This is a genomic window from Rhizobium lentis, from assembly GCF_014200175.1.
GTDB classification, from domain to species: domain Bacteria; phylum Pseudomonadota; class Alphaproteobacteria; order Rhizobiales; family Rhizobiaceae; genus Rhizobium; species Rhizobium mulingense.
In genome coordinates, this window is record NZ_JACHBD010000005.1 from 42201 (window position 1) to 63447 (window position 21247).

A 21247-nucleotide genomic window follows, 5' to 3' on the forward strand; every position below is an offset into this window, starting at 1 on the left:
TTCTCCTCCTGCTTCCTGAGCGCCGCTAAGTGTCCTTTGGACGGCTGGCGACCTCGAGCGCCAGCCCATTGCGGCCGGTCACGCGGACAGGGTCACCAGCAACAAGGGGTTCGGCGGAAACCGCCTTCCAGCGTTCGCCATGCGCAATGACGTACCCCGTGAGCCCCGTCCAACTCTCGACTTTGCCGGAAATGCCGATCATCTCCTCTGCACCGGTGGCAACCTGGCGCAAGCGCGAGGTGAATGCCAGGCGAGCAACGACAAGGCTAAAAGCAAGAGTCGCAAATGCAATTGCGCCCAGTAGGGGGCGCGACACTTCCAGGCCGGGTATATCGGGATCAAACAAAATGGTTGCTCCAAGGATCACGGCTATCCCGCCGCCAATGCCAAATGCGCCGAAGCTTGGCGAATGCGCCTCAGCGACCGTCAATCCTACGCCGAGGAAAATAAGCCCAAGACCGGCAAAACTCACCGGCAGCAATGCCAGGGCATAGAGACCAAGCAGGAGGCAGATGCCGCCGATTGTGCCAGGAAGCATTGTCCCGGGTGCGAGAAATTCGAAGATCAGGCCATAGATGCCGACCATCATCAGGATGATTGCGATGTTCGGATCGGTAATGACGGAAAGCAGCCGGGTGCGCCAGTCAGGCTCGAATTCCTGCACGGCCAAACCGGTGGTATCGAGCCGCACGTCCGTTTGGCCGACCCGCACCATGTGCCCTTGTGCTTTCGCAAGAAGATCGTTGATATCAACTGCGGTGAAATCGATGGCATGTTCGCGCACTGCCGCGGTGGATGAAAGGCTCGCAGCTTCGCGGACAGCACGCTCTGCCCAGTCGGCGTTGCGATTGCGCAATTCCGCAAGCCCGCGAATATAAGCGACTGCGTCGTTAACGGCTTTTGCTTCGTGGGCATTGCTTGGAGCTTCTGCCTGCTTGCCGCTAGGTTCACTCGGCTTCTTTTCGGGTTCCTCATCACCGCCGAAAGGCTTTACGCCGAGCGCGATTGGTGTCGCCGCACCTAAATTGGTCCCGGGCGCCATGACCGCAATGTGGCTTGCGTAGAGAATATAAGTGCCGGCGCTGGCAGCCCGTGCCCCGCTTGGCGCGACGAAGCTCGCGACAGGCACCGGCGAGGCCAGGATCGCGCGAATGATTTCCCGCATGGAGCTGTCAAGGCCACCTGGTGTGTCCATTTGCAAAATGATCAAGGCCGCGCCACGTTCGCCAGCACGCTGAATGCCTCGTTTTACGTAGTCAGCGATCGCGGGCCCAATGGCGCCGTTCACTTTGAGAACGACAGAAGCGCGGTCAGACGCCGACGGTGCGATGAAGGCCCAAGCTGAGAGCAGCAAAAACAACAAAGTGAAGATTGGCGGTTGCCATCGCCAACACCTTAATCCCCGCGTGACAATCTGCGGAACGTACATGATATTTAATATATGTCGGAAATTACAAAGAAAAAGAAAGAGGGCGTCTCATGTTTACGAACCAGCGAGGACGCCGGACCTTACCGATTTTTATTGAGCCGGGGCGGCTCGATCCTTTCTATCACGTGGATAGTGTGTGCTTGATGACTCTTAAATGACAACCGATGCAAGCCGCAAACACCGATATAAAAAGGAAGGTCGCGAGCGGTGAGTAGGATAGCGGCAGGAACGACCAATCGCCCCGCTGAAGTTGAGGCAGCGTAAAATCCGAAAGGCCGGCCTGCGCAACTGCTGCCCGCCCCATGGTCAGACCGGTCGCGATCAGCGCGATATGGGCATGGATGAATCCTGACCGGTGGTGTCTTTGCGGCTGCAAGGCCACTCGAATCCCGAACATCGATGCAAGCATCAGCAGGACCATGGCGCTCCAAATTCCAATGCCGGGTACCGCCAAAAGCAGATAGATCGGCTCGCGCATGACAGGAAGAATTGTCATATGCAGCCACCAGGCGGAGACGCTTGAGGGGTAGCTTTCCAAGAGCAGCATGCTGAGAACGAAGATTGATGCTGTCGCGTAAGCCAGCGATGGCCCAAGTCGCATCAGCGTGAAAATAGCGATCGGCATAGGGCGTACCATCCTTTGACCCGACGAAAAGGGTAGGCGACGTTGATTAATTTTCTACTCTGAGAATCACCGGGTACATGATACCAACTTTGGATAGTTGGCGTGTATCACCTTTGCGCGTGCCGGCGAAGACCGCATCTGTCGTTTTTTTGCGACTATTTGCTCAAATTCTGGAGTTGTTAGCTTTTTTTTACGATGATTTTCGGTGAGCGCATCCGAATCTCAGGTAAGAATGTCTGATGGGGGATCAAGTTGAATGTTGCAGATCAGAGCTGGAACTAAATGTATTGCGTTTTTGATAGCGACCGCAGCAGTTTTGGCTGGTTGCCAGTCATCGGGCGTCGATGGTCTTGCTGCCTATGGCGATAGTGCAAAGACCCTTCAGGATGACTCGGCAGTCGCCTTCTACAAGAACGACGAGTTGATAACCAACGGGAAACTGCAGTTTCAGGAAAAGAACTACGGAAAATCCTACGCCATTTACAAGCGAGCGGTTGACGTTTTTCCGGAGGATCCGGCCGCTTGGCTAGGCTTGGCAGCGTCGGCCGACATGGTTGCCCGCTTCGACACGTCCGACCGCGCCTACCAGCAGCTCTCGCGAATGATCGGCAACACCCCGGTCTACTACAACAATATCGGATACTCTCACCTATTACGCGGTGACTTGCGCACTGCCAGACGGTATTTCCTGAAAGCCTATGAGCTTGATCCCGGGAACGAAGTCACTGCCCGTAATCTCGAATTGATGAAAAACAGCGTGAATTACCCTCAGCGGGGATAGCCCTTCGGCGATTTCGCAGTTTCCATCACGCTAATGCAAGTCGCGCGGAAGCGTGCAGCGGTTCCGGGACACCTCCCAGCCAAAATGCCGGCAATCTCACGGGCCATGTCGTGAATAGTTGGAAACCGCACGATCACGCGCAGCGCGCCGTCGTCGCGGCGAGACGCTGGCTGGCGGCAGCCAATCGTGTCACCGTTCTCTGCGTCAACGATAAGCCCGACGGAAGTTATCAGTTTACGGCGCGGAAAGTGCTCAAGCAGCTCGGCCTTGACGGCGACGTTATCGCAATCGCAGGCAGCCGCTCCGTCGGCGAGACGATCCTCGATTTCGCGAAAGTCGCCAACGCCACCTGTCTGCTGATCGGTGCCTTCAAGCACGGCTACTTCCTGAATCTCCTGCTCGGTCGCGTCACCCGCTACCTGTTGTCGCACAGCACACTTCCGATGATGATGAAAGCATTAGCCGTTGGCTGCCGTCACTTGACGACATGGCACGAGCCGCTTGACCGGCTGCTCGCCATCGTCGACACATTGATCCATTCGTAAACGGACGTAATGGACGGCCTTACACAACTTCATTCTCTAGGCTGAGACCGGACGATGAGGCGACTGCTTTCGGCAGAAGCCTACTCCTCTACGTGTTCCAGGGTACGGAATCCCCCCGCACATTGGATGAGCGCCCGCGGCACGATGATCCCTGGTATGCCGCCAAGCGCGGCGGGACAACGAACGTGCTCGAGGGCCATAAAAGTGTAAAGGTGCGGGATAGGGGAACGGCGGCGACCGCGGCCGATACGTCTTGTCGATCACGAATTCGTGTTCGTGCCGTGCGTAACAGAAGACCTTGCCGGATCGAATGGAGGATTACGCGGCCGATGACCGGCACGCGGAAGGTCCAAGAGGAGATCATCTATGAACCGTTCAACGCTCACCCTCACCCTCGCCGGCTCGCTCGCCACCGCTCTTGCATCCGTTGCCTTCGCTGCACCGTTGCCGGCTGAGAAAATGGTTGGCAACGAGAAATGCTATGGCATCGCCCTCAAGGGGCAGAACGACTGCGCAGCAGGTCCCGGCACGACCTGCGCCGGCACCTCGACGATGGACTACCAGGGCAATTCCTGGAAGGCCGTGCCGGCCGGTACCTGCACCAGCATGAATGTCGACGGTCACATGGGCAAGCTGGAACCGATCAAGGGTTGATCCCAAAGTTGGGGCCCGGGCGACCGGGCCTCCGCACTGCCTGAAAAAACCGGGGAGAACCGCGATGTCCGCTTCAAAAGTCCCAGCTGCCGCCTTGCCCGCGCGCGCCGGTCTCGGGCTTAACCCCGAGCACTACGAGACCATTCTGGCTAATCGGCCGGACGTCGGCTTCTTTGAGGTGCATGCCGAGAACTACATGGGTGCAGGCGGGCCGCCGCACCGCTATCTTGAAGCCGTCACAGAACTCTATCCGCTTTCGTTGCACGGTGTCGGCTTGTCGATTGGCGCGGCACGCGGTCTCGACAAGGCGCATCTGAAGCGGCTGCGGAACTTGATCGATCGCCACCGTCCGCAGAGTTTCTCCGAACATCTTGCCTGGTCCACGCACGAGACAGGGTTTCTCAACGACTTGTTGCCGCTTCCCTATACACCGGAAACCTTGGCGCGTGTCATCGAACATGTGGACGAAACGCAGCAGGCGCTCGGGCGACGGTTGCTGCTCGAAAACCCGTCGACCTACTTGCTGTTTGCTGACAGCACGATCGATGAGGTGGACTTTCTCGCGATGATTGCGAAGCGGACCGCCTGTGGTCTTCTGCTCGACGTCAACAACGTGATGGTTTCGGCGGTAAATCACCGGCTCGATGCCACTACCTATATCGACCGATTCCCAGTCGAGTTGGTCGGCGAGATCCACCTCGCCGGCTACGACGAGACCATCGATGACGCCGGCGACCGCTTGCTGATCGACGCCCATGGTACGGCGGTGAAGAGTGATGTGGTCGCGCTCTACGAATACACACTTGCGCGCAGCGGGCCGCTGCCAACGTTGATTGAATGGGACAACGATGTCCCGGATTTCGCGACGTTGCAGGTGGAGGCGGCACGCGCGGATGAAATGCTCGCCACCGAAGCGCTCCGCCGCAAAGGGCGGCAGATACAGGCGGCATGACGATGGACTTCGCCACCTGCCAGAACGCCTTTGCCGGCGCATTGCTGCACGCCGACCAACCGGTACCCGACGGTATCACCACCGCGCGCGGTGGAGCCGATGCAGCGCGGTTCGCCGTCTACCGCAACAATGTCTTCGTTGGACTGACAAAAGCGCTGGCACGGCACTTTCCGGTGACGGAGCGCCTTGTTGGCACGGAATTCTTCATGGCCATGGCGAGGGCCTATGCCCAGGACCACAAGCCGGCCTCACCGCTGATGATCGAATATGGCGGCGATTTCCCGGATTTCATTGCGAGCTTTCGACCAGCGCGGGAACTTGCCTACCTGCCCGATGTCGCGCGAATGGAGGCCGCTTGGATGCGGGCCTACCATGCGGCGGACGCATTGCCGCTCGACTTCGCGGTCCTCGCAGCCGCGACGCCCGAGATGCTTGCGAACTTGCGGCTCGTTGCACACCCCTCGGCGGGTTTGATTCAGTCGGACTATCCCATTGGTTCCATCTGGAGCGCGCATCAGCAGGAGATGGTAACGCCGGTCGCGGACTGGCAACCGGAAACCGTGTTGGTTTTGCGGCCGGAGATGACCGTCGATGTTCATATCCTTCCGCCGCAGGACGCAATCTTTGCAACGTCGTTGTTCAACGACTCAACTCTCAGCGTGGCCGCCGAGGCGGCATTTGCCGCCAGCCCCGAATTCGATTTCGGGGCGGCGCTGCTGGGTCTTGTCAGTCTCGGCGCATTCAGTGCCCTCCATCAGGATGAAGGAAACGTCCCATGAAGACCGAAGCAGCCCCCTCACATGGCCCTGGCGCAAGCCTTGCCGCCCTGATCACACGTGCCGAAGGTCTACTCGCCTCGATTCCCCAAGCGCTGCCGCTGCTGGCACTGCGTTTCGCGCTCGCGGTTCCCTTCTTCAAGTCGGGATTGACAAAATGGGATGGGTTCCTGACGCTTTCGCCGGGTGCGAGATTTCTGTTCGAGCAAGAGTTCAAATTCCATGTCTTCGGCAGCGAGATCCCCTATCCGTTTCCACTGGCCATGGCGACGGCGGCCGGGATTGGAGAACTGATCCTGCCGATCTTGTTGATCCTTGGCTTGGCGACACGCTTCGCGGCGCTCGGCTTGCTGGTGATGACGGCAATCATCCAGCTCACTATCCCGGATGGCTGGGCGAATTTCCACCTGCCATGGGCGGCGATGGCGCTGGCATTGGTCGTGTTCGGCGGGGGCAGAATCGCGATTGATCCGCTTGTCATGCCAGGCCGCAATTGACGCACGGTCGCTTGCCGCCGCTCGCTCAACCCGTTCGGGAGAATCAAATTTGATGAGACGCGGTGTAAGAGCGCCGTTGCCGCATTGCAAGCATCGGCGCGGCGCCCCTGGCGGCGTTCACCGATTGTTTTGGAGATTTCGCTGAATTCGGTGTTTACCGTGCCTTCCGAAGGATGAGCTGGCCTTCCGGCGAGAGTGTGCGTTCGTAACGCGGCAGGTTATCGATCGCAATGCCCCCAGCTTGGATAGACGCAAGGGTGCTATCCGGAGTTTGAGCGTCCGCCGGCACAGCACGGGGGGCGAAAAATTGTGCTGGTTCCTTGCCGGGTGCGCTCAGGACCAAAGCTGAGCCCATTCGTGCACCGCTTATGTCGTTACGCATCCGTTCATTCGCCGAAAGTATCGCCTTTTGCAGGCTTTCCATTTCCTGACGGATAGCGGCGAGTTCGTCGGCCTTGGCGTTGCTCGCGATCTTGTCCGACTGCTTTTCCATTTGTCCTCTAAGGGCATCGATCGACCGCTTAAGCGCGGCGACGGTCTCGCGGCTCTCGCGAACATCCGCTGAGTTCTTGGCCGTATAGATGAGAACGCCAGCATTCACAGGCAAGAGCATGAGCAGCAGACCAACGAGCAGCGGGTTTCTGGAGGCTTTCGGCTCAATTGCTCGCGTATTGCTTGGTCTCGCGCCGCCTGCTTCGCCTTCGATGCTCGGGATGCTGGTCATTCGTTTACTCCTCCCGTAAGTCGTTAATTGGATCGATTCAGGCACCGTGCTCAGTGCCAAGCAATCATTCCGACGTGAATACGCCTTCCCAGGCCCGTTCGAGCATATCGAGCGACGCGATTCTCGCTATGTCATTGAACTCGCAGTAAGAACTGACGAAATCCAAAAGATATTTCGGATGATAGCAAGACGCTAGCACATCGTCTTTATATTTGCGATCGTAGAACAGGTGCAGATCTGGTTCACAAACAGCCAATCCCGTGCCGCTCGCATATGATTTGAAAATTCTGATATATTCGTCGCGCGACGGAGTGTTGACAAATATCTTGTATTTGAAGCGCCGCAGGCCGGCCTCGTCGGAAAGGTCCTTCGGTGCGATATTCGTCGAAAATACGACCAGCTCGTCAAAGGGAACCCTGAATTTCTTGCCGGTGTGGAGCGTCAGGAAGTCGTATCCGCGCTCGAGCGGGACGATCCAGCGGTTGATAAGCGCCTGCGGCGCCACTTGCTGGCGCCCGAAGTCGTCGATGATGAAAACGCCGCCGGACGCCTTCAAGTGTATGGGCGCTTCGTAAACATTTGGTCCCGCGTTGAAAGTGAGATCGAGCTGATCGAGGGTCAATTCCCCGCCTGTCTTGATCACCGGACGGCGGCATTCAATCCATCGTTGATCCGCTTTCGGATGGGATTCTGTGTCAGCCTCCGATACGGGGTGATGCACTGCTTCATCATAGAAACTGATGACATGGCCGCCGACCTCGATGGCATAGGGCACCCAGATGGTTTGGCGAAACAGTTGCGACGTCCGCTCGGCGATGCTCGTCTTTCCGTTGCCGGGTGGCCCGTAAAGCAGGATCGAGCGCCCTGAGTTCAGGGCCGGGCCGAGCTTCTCGACCAAGGTATTTGAGAGCACCAGCCCGTCAAGGCTCGCCGTCAGCCGCTCCGGGGTCACGCGCTCGGAATGGATGGACTGCAAACCCACTTGCCGGCAGAATGCGTCCAGCGACACCGGCGCCGGCCCAACATATTGGCTTTGACGCGACGCGGCGTGGGCATATTCGAACCCCTTCATTGACAGCGCATATCGAACATCGGATCTCACATCCTCACCAGCCAAGCCGCGAGCCTCGAGGTAAGCGAGTTTCACGAGTTCCTTGATCAGGACATTGACGATCACTTTTGGCAATTTCATGCGCTCCGCGAGATGAGATGCCGTGGTTGTATCCTGCTCGGCCGCACATTTTGCGGCCAGCCGGAGCAGGAACGACGGATCCAACCCTGATTGTTCTACGCTTGCCGGTGTCGCTGGCATACGCGGGTCAAGGGAAATGATGGTATCGTTACGATTGTCTTCGAGCGAATACTGCATGGGACCTCGCTTGGCTCAACCGCCGGGTTTCATGCCGACGAGAAGACTGACGACACGCATAATAATGGGAACGAGAACGATGAGGAGGCTTACCGGAAAAAGGAACCCGCCGAGCGGCAGCAGCATCTTGACAGGCAGAGCGTTCGCCTTTTCCTCCGCGCGAACCACACGCAGATCGCGCATTTCGTTGCTGTAGACCCGCAGCGTCTGCGTGACGCTGGTCCCTAGCTCCTCCGATTGGCGGAACAGAACGGAAAGGGCCCGGGCCTCGTCGATCCTCAGGCGGGTGGCAAGATTGGCGAGCGCTTCGCGTAATCGCCGGCCGCCCCGCACTTCGAGCATCATGATAGACAGATGCAGGCCGAAGTCCTGCTGTTTGTCGACGAATTCGCGAGCAACCCGGTTTGCCGCTGCCTCGATGCTCATGCCCGCATCGAGGCAGACGATCAGCATATCCATGAAGTCGGGAAAGAGGCGGCGGTACTCCCTCTCCTTTGCGGCGCCACGCCGGTCGATATAGATGTTGACGAGAATAAAGGTCGCGCCCGCAGCAAACATGGCAATGATCAGGACCGCCATCTGCGACATGGCTGGCGCGATCCGGTTTGCGGCCCAGACCGCGGCGACGAGCATGCCGATACAGATCACCGCGCGAACGACCTGGAAGGTGGTGACGGCGCCGGCAGCGAAATACCCCGCCCGGATCAATCGGTTTTGGGTGGAGTTCACATTCGTGTCACGTCGCGTAATCTCGAAATAGCGACGGATCAGGCGGTTTTCCGCCTCACCGAGATCGGCAATCGTCGTATCGCCGAGTTGGAACTCCTCGCCGGCCGCCGCCGAGCTCTTCGACACCCGAACCGAGACCTCGCGCTGTCGAAAAAACAGTTCCGAGGCTGCTGCAGTAAAGATCAGGACCGCAAAGAAGACGATGAGGTAAATTCCATACTCACTCGACATGACCGCCTCAGTACTCGAAGTTGACCATCTTGTAGAGAATGACATTCCCGATCGCCATGACGGCCAGGAGCACGCTCACCACGGCGGTTCCGTAGCCGCTATCCCAGAGGGGATCGAAGTAGGTCGGCGACAAAGCCTTGATCATCGCATAGAGCAGAAAGGGATAGGCCGACATGAAGATCGCCGTGATGCGTCCTTCCGAAGAAATCGCCCTGACCTTTGCCTTCAGCATTGACCGGCCTCGCAGCGTCTTCGAAAGGTTCTGCAAGATCTCGACCAGATTTCCGCCGGTTCCCGCCTGGACGCTCAACGATATCGCAAGCAGATTCAGATCCTCGACGCCGACCCGGCCCGCCAGGTTGAGAAGGGCATCGTCCAGCGTCACGCCGTAGGTGAGTTCATCGGAGAGGAGGCCGAATTCGGTGCCGATCGGATCCGGCATCTCGCGAGCCACCAGAGCAATCGCCGCCGGCAGCGGATGGCCGGCGGCCAAGCTGCGATTGGCGACATCGAGCGCTTCAGGAAGCTTCAGCTCGAATTTCTTCATGCGGCGCGCCCGGGCGCGCCAAACAACGAGAGCTGGGACGAGGAGGCAGATCAGGAGAAAGATAGGTATTCTAAACAGAGTGCTCGGCACGAGGAACTGAACGACCAGCCACGTCACAAGTGCGCCGGCGATCGCGAAGAGAGCAAATCGCCTGGCATCGAACTTGATCCCCGACTGGGCGTAGAACTGCAGCAGCCGCCGCATCATGGGGGTTTGCCGCCAACTGCCGGCGACACCGCGCTCCTTGAGCATATCGCTATAGGTCTTGCGATGATCATCGCTGAGCTCGAGCAAGCTCAGCCGATGGTTCACAGCGCGGTGGCGTTCGGATGTCTTGAAGTAGCCGCGCATGATCGCTTCGACAGCGACAAGGGCCGCGGTGAAAACAGCGGCGTAAACGAGAGTCAGGGTCATTGAACAGGTCCCGTTTGCAGCGGTTTACCGGGATCAAAAATCGCCACGGGGATCTCGATCCCGAGTTCGGCAAATTCCTCGACGAACCGCGGCCGGATGCCGGTGGCGCGGAATTCTCCATGGATCCGCCCGCCTTCGTCGGTGCCGAGCTTCTTGAATTTCATAATCTCCTGCATCTGCACGACTTCGCCCTCCATGCCGGTGATCTCGGAAATCGAGACAACTTTGCGGCTACCGTCGCTCAGGCGCTGGACCTGCACGATGATGGTGATGGCGGACGAGATCTGCGAGCGAATGCTCAATTGCGACATCGGCATCCCGGCCATGCCGACCATCTGCTCAAGCCGGCCGACGGCGTCGCGCGGCGTGTTGGCGTGAATAGTCGTCATCGACCCCTCGTGACCGGTATTCATCGCCTGCAGCATGTCGAATGCCTCGTCGCCGCGGACTTCGCCGACGATGATGCGGTCCGGACGCATGCGAAGGGCGTTTTTCAAAAGTTCGCGTTGACGGATCTCGTTGCGTCCGTCGAGCGTCGGCGGCCGGGTTTCCAAACGCCCGACATGGGGCTGCTGCAGTTGAAGCTCGGCCGCATCCTCGATGGTGATTAGGCGCTCCTTTGGAGAAATCTGCGACGAGAGAGCGTTGAGCAAGGTCGTCTTGCCGGAACCGGTGCCGCCTGAAATGACCATGGACACCTTGCCCTTGACCGCGGCGCTGAGAAGGATGCGCATCGCATCGGCCATTGCGCCATATTGCACGAGGCGCTCCAATGTCAGCGGCTTGCGGGTGAATTTGCGAATGGAAACGAGCGGCCCATCGACTGAGATCGGCCTGATGGCGACGTTGACACGTGAGCCATCCTTGAGGCGGGCGTCAACCATCGGCGTTGATTCGTCGACGCGGCGGCCGACTGCCGAGACGATCTTGTTGATCACCCGAAGGAGATGGTCCTCGTCCTTGAACCGCACGGCGGTGCTCTCGAGCTTGCCGCTCCGCTCGACATAGACGCTGCTGTAACCGTTGATGAGAATATCTGCGATCGTCTCGTCGGCCAGTAGCGGCTCGATCGGTCCGAGCCCCAGCATCTCGTCGGTGATATCACGGATCAGATCATTGATTTCCTTCGCATTCAGCGGAAAGTTGTTGCTTCGGATATAGTCCTTGACCAGCGGCCGGATTTCAGTGGCGATCTCCTCATTGTCGAGCGTGTCGAGGATCCCGAGGTTGATGCGATCGAGCAGGTAGCGGTGCAGATTCACCCGCTCGGAAACCATGTCCGCCCCGAGCGAAGCCTCGTCGCCACTCGCCGCGGCGCTGTCAGGAACCGGTTGGGCGGGCATGTTTTGGATTGCGCCGACTAGAGACAGGTCGGCCGTCTCCAGACGTTCCTGGCTTTCAGGCTCCTGCTGATGCTTGTAGAAACGCCCCATGATGCCGTTCGCCATGCTCCCCACTCCTACTATTTTACAATGACCGTGGAACCGACTTTCACCCTCTCATAGAGATCGATGACGTCGGCATTGCTCATGCGAAAACAGCCCGATGAGGCGAAATCGCCGACCGTCGACTGCTCGTTGGTTCCGTGAACGCGGTAGAGCGTGTCAGTCCCGCCCTTGTAGAGATAGATCCCGCGAGCGCCCAATGGATTGAGCGGCCCGGCAGGGACGATGTCCGGAAGTCCCGCTGCGCGCGCCTTCATCTCGGCGGGCGGGCGCCAGTCAGGCCACTCAGCCTTGCGTCCAACCTTGACGGTGCCGCTCCAGCGAAAGCCGTCTCGTCCGACGCCGATCTTGTAGCGGATCGCGCGTCCCGGGGAGATGACGAGATCCAGCGTACGGTTCGCGGTGATGATGACGATTGTTCCGGGTGCGTAGTTCTGTTCGATCGCCACCATGGCGCTTGTCGTCGGCCCAAGGCTTCGTGGCACAAGCCCGGCTGCCGTGGCATCCCCGGCAGCCGCCAAAATTGCCAAAACTACAAGGCCGACATGGACGGCGCAGGACCTTATGCGCCCGCTGTCGATCGCCTTCATCGCACCAGTGCTCCGAGTTTGCCGACCGAGGAGCAGAAGCGCGCCCGGGAATTCACTTGAAATGGCAGCACGCCGCGGTTGGCCGCCTCGCTCAAGGTCTCCCAGTCATCCCCAATGACATGCGTCGGGATATCCTTGAATATCTTCTCCGTTTGTTGCCGGCGCACGCCGAGGCCGAAAAGCTTGGCGCGGTATTTGTTGATGACGATGAATATCTGATCCGAACTGCCTCGCAGCCGTACCAGATTGGCAAACAAATCCTTGGCTTGAGAAAGCGCGGGAACCGTCATTTCGGTGACGATGCAGATGCTGTTGACCGAAGTGAGCACATCGTATTTCCACGGCGTGTCATAATAGGGAATGTCGATGATCGTGTGGTCGCTCTCGAAGGCGGCCACGTCGAGCATACGCAGCACGAGTTCACCGCCCTTCGGCGCCAGAAGGACGGATGGCTGCTTGAAGGACAGCAGCGAAAAGCCCCCCGAATGACGCTTTTTTACCAGATCGATGAATTCCAGATCGACCCGGGAAGGATTGGCGATGACGGGTTTCAAGTCGTAGTCGTTGACGAGGTTGAGATAATAGCCAAGGGTCCCGGCGCAGAAATCCGTGTCGAACAGGTCAACCCGCGGCTTGGAATTCTTGGTCGGCTGCGCCAGCACATGCGCGAGCGATGAGGCGATCATGCTGGCGCCGGCGCCACCGACGGCTGAGACTACGGCATGCACGCGGCTGTCGCTGGCCCCTGTGCCTGGCGCATGGGTCGAAATCATGTCGATCAGTGCGCGGCGCTCGAGAGGCTTCTTCAGCCAGTCATTGCCGTTCAGGCGGAAGAGCAGCCGCAGCATGTCGTCCGGGAGATCTTCGGAAACGACGACGAGGGGGATATCCCGGTAGCTGGTGCGAAACGCGAAGAGCTCCGGACGCTGCAGCAATTCGCCCCTGTCGACGTCGAGAACGATCAGGTCGAACTGCGTCGGATCGAACTTGCCCTTTTCACCGAGCGCCTTCAGTGCCAGATGGCGGACATCGTAACGCGAAAGCGACCCGAACGTATCGAGCATGAAGCTCGCTGCAGCCGCGTCGTCGGAGAGAACCAGGATCTTGGCGGATGCGGCAATGTTCATGTGCGCTGTCATTTTCGCTTTCCTACGCGTTAATTAAGGAATCAGCAGGTTGAGCAGGTCTTCAGGTCTTCCGTCGTGATCGTCACCGGATGGGCCGGGATGGTAACCTCGTTGAGCCCCAGCAGCCCGCCGAGGATCGGCAGATCGAAGGTGATGTCGCGCACCTCCAGTCGCATCGTCAGCACGGGCCCGTCCGGGCGGCCCCAATAACCGAGCCCCGATCGCTGGTAGGTGACGACCAGATTCTGCGGTTGGATGCGCCGATTGAGATCGCAAATGCCGGGGTGGGGATCAGTTCCCGCGTTGCAAAGGCCATCGCTTCCCAGGACGATCCGGTTCAATGCCGCCGTGCAGTTTGCGAGAGCCGGTCCGCAGGTCGAGGATATCGTGGCATCGTTCGGTGTGGCTTTGCCGTTGTTGAGCGGATCGGCAGCGTCGGTCGGGAATACGGCATTGAAATTCGTTGTCAGCGGATCGGATACCGCCGCCAGGCGGGCACCATATTGCAGCGCCTTGACCGTCTGATTCCACTGCGACATGGCATAGCCGAACTCGATGAAGGCGGCGAATACCAGCATAACGATAGGGAAGGTCATCAACGCTTCGACAAGGCTGACACCACTGCTATCCTCCCAGAATGTCTTGATTGTCCTAAAGGTCACCATCCGATGTATCTCTCTTCATGGGAGGAATTGATCGTGATGGCATCGATCCCGAGGAAGCCGAACACCGGCGAGCTCTTGTAGAGATGAGCAGTCGAAAGGGTGATGTTCCCGTCCGCATCGGGGGCCGTGATCGTGATGTCGGAGGGGTCCTTCCAGTCGGGGACGCGGGGTTCAGCGTCGGCCGCAGGTGTTTGCGTTCCATAAAAGGCGATCGTCTTCGCCGTCGCCTGACTACATGTCGGCACATAGGTTCCCGACACGGGTCGGCATCGCGAGAGGTAGCGCCCGGCATCGCGCAAGCCCGCGTCGATCTGCATGCGCTGCCAGAAGATGCTGCCGAACTCCAGTATGGCAGCCGCAAAGAGTGTGACAAAGGGGATCGCGAGCAGCGCTTCCGCAAGCACTGCGCCTTCCTCACGCCGCCAGAAGCCGGGGCAAAGCCGATGCAGGATAAAATTGCGGAGCGCCATCATCTGACCAGCTCCGCTTCTTCCCGCAGGAATTCGTCTGCCGTACCGCGACCACCCTTGCCGGTGATGTCGATCATCTCTAGGGAAAGGTATCGTTCGCTAGAATCCTTTATCGCCGGCTTGGTCAGGAACATGCGCGCGAAGGCGACGGCGCGGGTGGCCTTGTGACCGTTCAGATGACCGACCGAGGCTTCATAGCCACAGTTGACGATGGCTGAGAAGATCTCGCGGCGATCACCATATTCAGCCGCCGTATAGTTCGAAAGGTCCGGGCCGGTATAGCACTGGCCGCCGGTTGTCGGTTTGCCCGTTTCGCCATTCGCCGAGGCATGGTTGATCAGAGATGGGTTGGCAAGCTCGTAACGATAAACGTCGTATGCGGAAGGCTGGCTTGGTGTTCCAGTCGCCTGCGGGGGATAACTGGAGTAGTTGCTGAGGACCGTGCTCACCGAGGGCGCAGCCGTGCCCTGCGCGACATTCCAATAGGTCGTGTAGTTCCAGTTGTTGCCGCTGCTGATCTTGCCGCCGGAAAGCGAGCTCATGGCCGCTCCGTAGCCGAGCGGCAAAGCCTTGGTCGCATCGCCGACAACATCCCCGACCATGACCGGAGTATAGGTATCGCAGCCTGGCTTTCCCTTGGTGGTTGTCCGAGCGGAGCGTACGTTTCGGGCAGGACGGTATCGATAATCTCCCTTCGCCTTGTTGAACGAGGAGGCATAAAAGCCGAAGCGCGTATTCACCCCGTCTTCGACAGGCCCCGCCACTGCGCCGGTCTCCGTGTCGAGATTGTCCTGGGTGTAGCAGGCGCCGGGATTGCCGGTGGCAAGAGCCTCCGCCAGCACGGAGGCACCATTGCCCAAGGGGGTCCGCAGGAAGCCGAAATTGCCGGGGCCGGGATTGGACGATGAGGTGCTGTGAAGCTCGATCTGTCGCCCGTAGAGATTGCCGGCCGCAAAATTGGTGTGCAAGGCGGCAGCGGCATCTGCGTTGGCGCTTTCACTGGTGTTACCAGCAGGCTCGAACGGATTGCAGATAAAGATCGGCGTCACGTCGCAGGCGCTGGCGTGGTATACCGCCACGGCGTCGGCGGCAATATTGATCGTATCGCGGTTGAAGCCGACCGGGATCGGAAAGATCGTCTGCATCGCTTGCGGCTTTGCGATGACCCAGGCATAGGAAGCTTCGCTGGGCTCTGTCGTTTCCATCGAAGCCGCGATGGGCGTATCGTCGTCGGCCGGGATGCTCTTCAGAAAAAGCACGGTAACGGTGTTTCCGGCATCGTTGCCGGCGTCATAGGTCACGCTGATATTCGAGCCAAGGGACATGCCGGTCCCACCGCCGGAGAAAGCCGCGCTGTTGGCGATTTTCTCGATCGCCGTCTGCGCCCGTGAAATGGCATCGTCGCGGCCATCGAGTTCACGGGCTCCGGCCAGCGCCATCGCGTCGACCGCGTTCTGGAGATCGGTATGCAGGTTGCTGCTGCGGCCGACATCTATGACCAGCAGCGAAAAGCCGAGAAGCATCGGCATGGCGATGAGCGTCAAGGCGATGACATAGCCACGATGATCGTTCCAGAAGCGTCTGACAACCTTGCTGAGCATTGGCGTCCCCCCGTCACGGCGCTATCGCCGTGACGACCCCTTTTCGTGCATTTTCCCCTCCGGCGCTGCCGCCGTTCATGCCTTTCGCAAGCTACTGGCTGGCGGTCGCCCCGTTGGAGGCCCCATTCGCCCCCATGGCTGGCGACGGCTGAACAACGCCCAGCCCGCCGTTCTGATACTGAGTAACCACCCTGCGGATGACCTTGCCATCGCTTGCGATCTGGGTTCGCTGGGCTTCCGGCGGGAACGGGTCCTCAATATGGATGGCCTTGTTTGCTTCCACGGCGTTCCCGACCCCGAAAGTGACCGAGTCGCGATTGTTCATGTAGTCGGCGCAGCCGGAAGCGAGGCCGGCGGCTGCAAGGACGAGAAGGACGCGCTTAGCGTTTTGTAGCAACGGCTTGGACTCCCTGGTTCAGGTCGAGACGATGACCGTAAGGCCCGGTCACACCCACGCCATTGCGAAAGCGTCGGAGCATGTCCTTGTCGACTTCCAGGACACCGAGTGCGAAGAGCTCCACGTCGTTAGACGAGCGCGTCTGATCGAGCGGACTGTAGAGGTCCTCACCCGGGCGGGCCGGGCGCACAATGTGTGGCGTGACAACGATAACGAGATCGGATTCCTTCTTCTGGAAACTCGTCGAACGGAACAGTGCGCCGAGGACCGGTATCTGCCCGAGTCCCGGCAATTGCTGGATGTCTTTAGCATTGATCGACTGCAGCAGGCCGGCCAAGGCAAAGCTCTGGCCGTCGCGGAGCGCGACCGTGGTGCTGGCAGCGCGCGAGATGAACCCCGGATTGCCGTTGACGTTGATCGACGGATCAATCTCGGAAACCTCAGGCTCGATCTCCAGATTGATGAGGCCATCATCAAGAACCACCGGCTTGAAGGTCAGCCGCACACCGAAGGGGCGATAGTCCGTCTCGGTGGCGACAGTTGTGCCGTTGTTCGTCGTCTTCAGGATCGGCACTTCACCGCCGGCATGGAAGCTCGCGGTCGAGCCGCTCATGGCGATGAGGTTCGGCTGAGCCAGGCGGCGCACCAATCCCTTCTGCTCGAGGGCGTTGATGACCACATCGATGTGGCCGCCCGAGATTTCCAGCACCTTGGCAATCAACTGGCCGAAGGGCAGCGCACCCGTTGCCGCACCCTTGGGGTCAAGAAGGGTACGGGCCAGGCTGCCGTCGTCCACGGCGATCCCCTGGCTGGTGGTTGCCTTGCCGATGCGGTTGTTATTGCCCTGCCCGGACCAACCGATCCCGAGGTCACGACCCGTCTGGCGCGAGGCTTCGATGACACGGACCTCCAGCATCACCTGCTGGCTGTCACTGACGCGCAACTGATTCAGCACCGGCTGGTCGGAATAGGACTGGGCGATTTCCATCACCCGCTGCAGTTCGATGCCGTCACGGACGAAGCCTGTCAGGCGAATGCGATCGTTGGAGTTGATTACCCTGACCCGAGCCGAGGGCGCGGCTGAGCGAATGGCGGAGGCGACTTCACTGAAGTCGCTGGCAACGCGGATGTCAATGACACCGAGAAGCGACTTGTCGTCGCCATAGACCGAGATATTGGTGGCGCCGGTCTTTTTGCCGCGAATGAACAGCGACTTGTCGGAAAGCGGCACCACGTCGATCATATCGGCGCTGCCGATGACGAGATCCCCGAAAGGCTGGCCCGTGTTGAGCGTCAACGTCTCGTTCGGAGGCAACGTCACGTGCTGGACCGATCTGCCGAGTGAGATGGATTTTTCCTGTGCGTTGGCGCAGCCGGCAAATCCGGGGCCTAAACACACACAGGCCGAAAACACTGCCGCTAATGCCGCAAGGCTTTTCGTCCTTGCGATTCTTCTCTTGCCATACGCCATGCCTGCTTTAGCCCCTTCCTCCGGCCGGCCGCACCTGCGGCATGCCGCATAAACATCACTGGACCAGGCCGACTCGGTGCTCCTCGCGCTTCGTCGTGTTCCAGACACCCACTGTCACCCACTTCGGCTCAACCGGCAACACCGGTTCAACCTTTTGTTCCACAATCTGCACTTGTTTTTCGGGTTCTGGCAACATCTTTTCCAAATCCTTGCCCAGTTCCGTCGCCATCGCGCCGCCACCGAGGTCGGCGACGGTGATCGGCCGCGTCTGTTCGACAGAGGAAGAGGCAACATTGCGAAGCGCCAGCGAGAGCGTGCCGATACTGGAGCCGAGGGTAAGGCGCTGGGCCTCATCAGTCGTGACCTCAAAGGTCACGGTCTTGACGACGGACGGCTCGTCCTTGCGCTCGTCTGCCGTCTGGTCCACTGCAAGCACTTTGACGCCCTGCAGCAGCACGTCGACGAAGGTCTGATCGTTGCCTGCCGGTCCGCGCACGACCCGCGTCAGAAGCACGTCGACGCGATCGGAAGGTCTTACGAAGCCGGCAACGCCGAGCACGTCGTTGACACGGATGGAGACTGCCTTCATGCCCTGGTCGAGCGCCGCCGACAGCGTGGCGCGTTCGCCGGCACCCGTGATCTTCGAGGATAGCACCGGCTCGCCAGGGTCGATCGCCGCCATGGCATAACGCGGCTGGGCATCATTGCCGACGACCAGATCGATACTAACGAAGGAGCCCGTGGGTGTTTCATTGGAGGGCCACGGAATGGCCCTGAGATTTTCGGATCGGATCCGGTCGCCGAAGCGCATTGGCTTGGCGGCGACGACAAGTGTCCGTTCCTCGGCCTTCACGCCGTTCATCGCCAGCAGCCGGGCCTTCTGATCGGAGAGATACGCGCGCATGCCGAAAACTGCGGCGGCGGCGAGTACAAATGCAATAACGAGGCTTAAAATCGTTGAAGAACGCATCGCGGTTACTCGCTACACTGGACGGAGCGCATCCATTCATTGCTACTAATTTAGAAGAAAGGGGTTAACAAAACCCCTCTCTTCAGCTCAAAAACGCTGCTCAGGAAGCAGCTGAGGTGCATCAGGCCGGCGGCGCTTCCAGATTTTGTGCTTGGAACCAAGTGGCCCACGATGCCCATGCCGTGTTGAGTTCACCGCCGATCAGGACAACTGATGCAACAACGCCGCCGACCAACAAACCAAGCAGAATAAGATATTCAGTCAGCGCGACGCCATCTTCTTCCCGCGCGAAAGCGCGTACGCTATTTACAAATGCTTTCATCGAGAATTAACCTCCCAGGTAAGTTGTGCGCCGTAATTCCCCCGGCACGCTTTGTCGTTGAGACCGCCCCTTCGACTGGAAATATTAATAGTCTGTTAATTCTAATTTAGTCAATTGTTTTATACCAGCTCGAATTGAGAACTATACTTATAGTTAAGACCAAAACCCGAGGACTGGTCATAAAAGCCCGGGAAAATATGCCGACTCTGAGTAAAAACGGACCTACGTGGTAGATTGCCATAGCCCAAAAGGTTGAATCCTATGATTGGAATGATAGTTGTTGTTAATTCGCTTTCGGTATTACTTTTTCTCTATGCCGCCTGGACCGATTTCCGCACCTGGAAGATCCCCAATGCGGTCGTGCTTGCGCTCGTGACACTTTATGCAGTGCGCGCGGTGGCCGTGATGCTTGGCTCCGAGGATCTCGGCGCTGCGCTGTTTGCTTCGAGCGGAATTGGAGGCGACGTTGGGGCCGGTCTGCTGATGTTTATGCTCGGAGTGGTGCTTTGGGCGTTCCGTCTGTTTGGCGCAGGAGACGCCAAGCTTTTCCTGCCGATCGGCCTTTTTGTCGGATGGCACGGAATGCTGCCGTTTTCGTTCTTGCTCCTCGTCCTGGGTATCGTGACGCTTCTGGTCCTGCGGCTGCCGGTACCGTTGCGCGTCGCACATCTCGCCTTTTTCATGCGCATCGAGGAAATCCGGGCAAGCCGGAAGATACCGTACGGCGTCCTCATGGTCTTCGCCGTGCTCCTTACCCTGGCTCTGCCGATGATCCAACAGCAGCTGCAGCTACGGTGACCCGGTATCGACGTAGCGTCCCCCGCAATGGCCGCAGTGCCAACGCGCCCATCCTTCGTGGTGTAAGAATGGAGTCGCGGTGTGACATCGACGGCTGCAGCCTCCGGTCACGCGAAGTGAGGTCGACCGTGAGCAATCACAACCTGTTCAGGTCGCAGGTTCATCCTGGTGCCCGCCGGTGCCGAAAGTCAGTGAAGCTGGCAGACCTGATTCGTGCCGCTGTTCAATTGTATGGCCAGCCGGCTCCGGGAGTGTTCACTTCGACGGAGACGATCTGACCGGTTCCGGCCATCTGATCCATCCTGTCCATGCCAAACCATCGTGCAGTAGTGACGAAGAGGGTCGACCGATTTTCGCCGCCGAGCATACAGGCGAATGCGCCCCGATCGACCTTGACCTCATCAAGAATTTCGCCGCCTTCTCGGACCCGGCGGCAATAGGCATTGGGGACATCCGCGTACCAGATGGCTCCCTGGTTGTCGAAACAGATCCCGTCCGGGGGGCCGGGAAGCTCCGCCCAGATCCTCCTGTTGCCAAGCCGACCGTCCGGCGCCACATCGAAAGCAGTCAATTGCCTGGCCCAACTTTCGGCACAGACGAGAGTGCGGCCGTCCTGGGATATCGCCATGCCGTTCGGAAATTGGAAACCTTTGGCCTGCGTCTCAACGCTGCCATCCGGCCAGATCAGCATGAGGGAAGGGCCGTTGACATAGATCCTGCCTGCGGCGTCAATGACGATCTCGTTCCACCTGCCTGGCCCGAGCGCGGCGAACTCTTTCAGATCCTCGCCATCGAAACGCATGAGCGATGAGGAAGCTGACTGAACCACGAAGAGCTCGTTCTCCGGACTGAAATCGAAAGACAGCGGTGGAGCTTTCGCGGGAACGACAAGCCGCGATCGGCTTTGCTCTTCAAGAACTCGGATTTCGCCACTGGTCCAATCGGCAAACCATAGCTCGCCCTTATGCCAACGCGGGCATTCAACCAGTCCTCTTCCCTTCAACAATATCTTCGCCGGCACGTGCGTCTCCTAGGTCATCTACAACTCCCCAGGACGGATGACCTTCGGTCGCTCCGACATTCCGGAACAAAAAATTCCGGCTTTTGGCGGGCGAGAC

Annotated in this window: 24 protein-coding genes; 7 read left to right on the top strand and 17 right to left on the bottom strand. The window is 59.1% G+C overall.

The genetic code is table 11. The features are described 5' to 3' along the window. Nucleotides 1-25 precede the first annotated feature (25 nt). Together GGI60_RS13265 and GGI60_RS13270 are read right to left on the bottom strand one after the other, a co-directional pair. A complete protein-coding gene (locus tag GGI60_RS13265) occupies nucleotides 26-1429 on the bottom strand; it encodes an NfeD family protein (protein ID WP_183916403.1) in 1404 nt (467 codons plus the stop codon). A gap of 121 nt (nucleotides 1430-1550) precedes the next feature. Then, entirely contained in the window at nucleotides 1551-2054 is a 504-nt protein-coding gene (locus tag GGI60_RS13270) for a hypothetical protein (RefSeq protein WP_183916405.1), read from the bottom strand. Between the two features lie 256 nt (nucleotides 2055-2310). Between GGI60_RS13270 and GGI60_RS13275 the strand changes: the two genes are divergently transcribed. The 6 genes from GGI60_RS13275 (at nucleotide 2311) to GGI60_RS13300 (ending at nucleotide 6259) form a co-directional block, all read left to right on the top strand. Continuing rightward, a complete protein-coding gene (locus tag GGI60_RS13275) occupies nucleotides 2311-2835 on the top strand; it encodes a tetratricopeptide repeat protein (protein ID WP_183916407.1) in 525 nt (174 codons plus the stop codon). Nucleotides 2836-2945: 110 nt separating this feature from the next. Continuing rightward, nucleotides 2946-3380 carry a universal stress protein gene (locus tag GGI60_RS13280; RefSeq protein ID WP_312862802.1) on the top strand — a complete coding sequence of 145 codons (435 nt, stop codon included), beginning with the start codon at nucleotides 2946-2948 and terminating at the stop codon, nucleotides 3378-3380. A gap of 366 nt (nucleotides 3381-3746) precedes the next feature. Continuing rightward, on the top strand, nucleotides 3747-4034 hold the full coding sequence (locus GGI60_RS13285; protein ID WP_183916408.1) for a DUF2282 domain-containing protein: 288 nt from the start codon (nucleotides 3747-3749) through the stop codon (nucleotides 4032-4034). 64 nt (nucleotides 4035-4098) lie between these two features. Further along, nucleotides 4099-4986: a DUF692 domain-containing protein gene (locus GGI60_RS13290; protein WP_183916410.1), complete on the top strand. Its 888-nt coding sequence runs from the start codon at nucleotides 4099-4101 to the stop codon at nucleotides 4984-4986. Continuing rightward, the gene (locus tag GGI60_RS13295) at nucleotides 4983-5765 is read left to right on the top strand and encodes a DUF2063 domain-containing protein (protein WP_409527260.1); all 783 of its coding nucleotides are present in this window, start codon (nucleotides 4983-4985) and stop codon (nucleotides 5763-5765) included. Before GGI60_RS13290 ends, GGI60_RS13295 begins: the two co-directional genes overlap by 4 nt. Then, nucleotides 5762-6259 (top strand): DoxX family protein, encoded by a 498-nt coding sequence (locus GGI60_RS13300; RefSeq protein WP_183916414.1) that lies wholly within the window; start codon nucleotides 5762-5764, stop codon nucleotides 6257-6259. Before GGI60_RS13295 ends, GGI60_RS13300 begins: the two co-directional genes overlap by 4 nt. 154 nt (nucleotides 6260-6413) lie before the next feature. Here GGI60_RS13300 and GGI60_RS13305 read toward each other — a convergent pair whose 3' ends face one another. From GGI60_RS13305 to GGI60_RS13370, 14 genes are all read right to left on the bottom strand, one after another. Further along, nucleotides 6414-6983 (bottom strand): hypothetical protein, encoded by a 570-nt coding sequence (locus GGI60_RS13305; protein WP_183916416.1) that lies wholly within the window; start codon nucleotides 6981-6983, stop codon nucleotides 6414-6416. A 64-nt stretch (nucleotides 6984-7047) separates the two neighbouring features. Then, nucleotides 7048-8352, bottom strand: coding sequence for an AAA family ATPase (locus GGI60_RS13310; RefSeq protein WP_183916418.1), 1305 nt, complete (start codon nucleotides 8350-8352; stop codon nucleotides 7048-7050). A 15-nt stretch (nucleotides 8353-8367) separates the two neighbouring features. Further along, nucleotides 8368-9312 carry a type II secretion system F family protein gene (locus GGI60_RS13315; RefSeq protein WP_183916420.1) on the bottom strand — a complete coding sequence of 315 codons (945 nt, stop codon included), beginning with the start codon at nucleotides 9310-9312 and terminating at the stop codon, nucleotides 8368-8370. Between the two features lie 7 nt (nucleotides 9313-9319). Next, the gene (locus GGI60_RS13320) at nucleotides 9320-10273 is read right to left on the bottom strand and encodes a type II secretion system F family protein (protein ID WP_183916423.1); all 954 of its coding nucleotides are present in this window, start codon (nucleotides 10271-10273) and stop codon (nucleotides 9320-9322) included. Next, nucleotides 10270-11721 carry a CpaF family protein gene (locus tag GGI60_RS13325; protein WP_183916424.1) on the bottom strand — a complete coding sequence of 484 codons (1452 nt, stop codon included), beginning with the start codon at nucleotides 11719-11721 and terminating at the stop codon, nucleotides 10270-10272. Before GGI60_RS13325 ends, GGI60_RS13320 begins: the two co-directional genes overlap by 4 nt. A gap of 14 nt (nucleotides 11722-11735) precedes the next feature. Then, nucleotides 11736-12308, bottom strand: coding sequence for a L,D-transpeptidase (locus GGI60_RS13330; protein ID WP_183916426.1), 573 nt, complete (start codon nucleotides 12306-12308; stop codon nucleotides 11736-11738). Further along, nucleotides 12305-13447, bottom strand: coding sequence for a pilus assembly protein (locus tag GGI60_RS13335; RefSeq protein WP_183916428.1), 1143 nt, complete (start codon nucleotides 13445-13447; stop codon nucleotides 12305-12307). Before GGI60_RS13335 ends, GGI60_RS13330 begins: the two co-directional genes overlap by 4 nt. A gap of 29 nt (nucleotides 13448-13476) precedes the next feature. Further along, nucleotides 13477-14100 carry a TadE/TadG family type IV pilus assembly protein gene (locus GGI60_RS13340; RefSeq protein ID WP_183916430.1) on the bottom strand — a complete coding sequence of 208 codons (624 nt, stop codon included), beginning with the start codon at nucleotides 14098-14100 and terminating at the stop codon, nucleotides 13477-13479. Then, nucleotides 14094-14573: a TadE/TadG family type IV pilus assembly protein gene (locus tag GGI60_RS13345; RefSeq protein ID WP_183916432.1), complete on the bottom strand. Its 480-nt coding sequence runs from the start codon at nucleotides 14571-14573 to the stop codon at nucleotides 14094-14096. Before GGI60_RS13345 ends, GGI60_RS13340 begins: the two co-directional genes overlap by 7 nt. Continuing rightward, nucleotides 14570-16171 (bottom strand): TadE/TadG family type IV pilus assembly protein, encoded by a 1602-nt coding sequence (locus GGI60_RS13350; RefSeq protein ID WP_183916433.1) that lies wholly within the window; start codon nucleotides 16169-16171, stop codon nucleotides 14570-14572. Before GGI60_RS13350 ends, GGI60_RS13345 begins: the two co-directional genes overlap by 4 nt. A 91-nt stretch (nucleotides 16172-16262) precedes the next feature. Continuing rightward, nucleotides 16263-16568 (bottom strand): hypothetical protein, encoded by a 306-nt coding sequence (locus tag GGI60_RS13355; protein WP_183916435.1) that lies wholly within the window; start codon nucleotides 16566-16568, stop codon nucleotides 16263-16265. Beyond that, on the bottom strand, nucleotides 16552-18039 hold the full coding sequence (locus GGI60_RS13360) for a type II and III secretion system protein family protein (RefSeq protein ID WP_183916437.1): 1488 nt from the start codon (nucleotides 18037-18039) through the stop codon (nucleotides 16552-16554). The genes GGI60_RS13355 and GGI60_RS13360 overlap by 17 nt, the downstream gene beginning before the upstream one ends. Nucleotides 18040-18094: 55 nt before the next feature. Next, entirely contained in the window at nucleotides 18095-19009 is a 915-nt protein-coding gene (gene cpaB / locus GGI60_RS13365) for a Flp pilus assembly protein CpaB (RefSeq protein ID WP_183916439.1), read from the bottom strand. Nucleotides 19010-19130: 121 nt separating this feature from the next. Then, entirely contained in the window at nucleotides 19131-19331 is a 201-nt protein-coding gene (locus GGI60_RS13370) for a hypothetical protein (RefSeq protein ID WP_183916441.1), read from the bottom strand. Between the two features lie 261 nt (nucleotides 19332-19592). On the opposite strand from GGI60_RS13370, the gene GGI60_RS13375 reads away from it, so the two are divergent. Continuing rightward, nucleotides 19593-20129 (top strand): prepilin peptidase, encoded by a 537-nt coding sequence (locus GGI60_RS13375; protein ID WP_183916443.1) that lies wholly within the window; start codon nucleotides 19593-19595, stop codon nucleotides 20127-20129. Nucleotides 20130-20352: 223 nt separating this feature from the next. On the opposite strand, the gene GGI60_RS13380 is transcribed toward GGI60_RS13375, so the two are convergent. After that, nucleotides 20353-21150, bottom strand: coding sequence for an SMP-30/gluconolactonase/LRE family protein (locus tag GGI60_RS13380; RefSeq protein ID WP_183916445.1), 798 nt, complete (start codon nucleotides 21148-21150; stop codon nucleotides 20353-20355). Nucleotides 21151-21247: the final 97 nt, after the last annotated feature.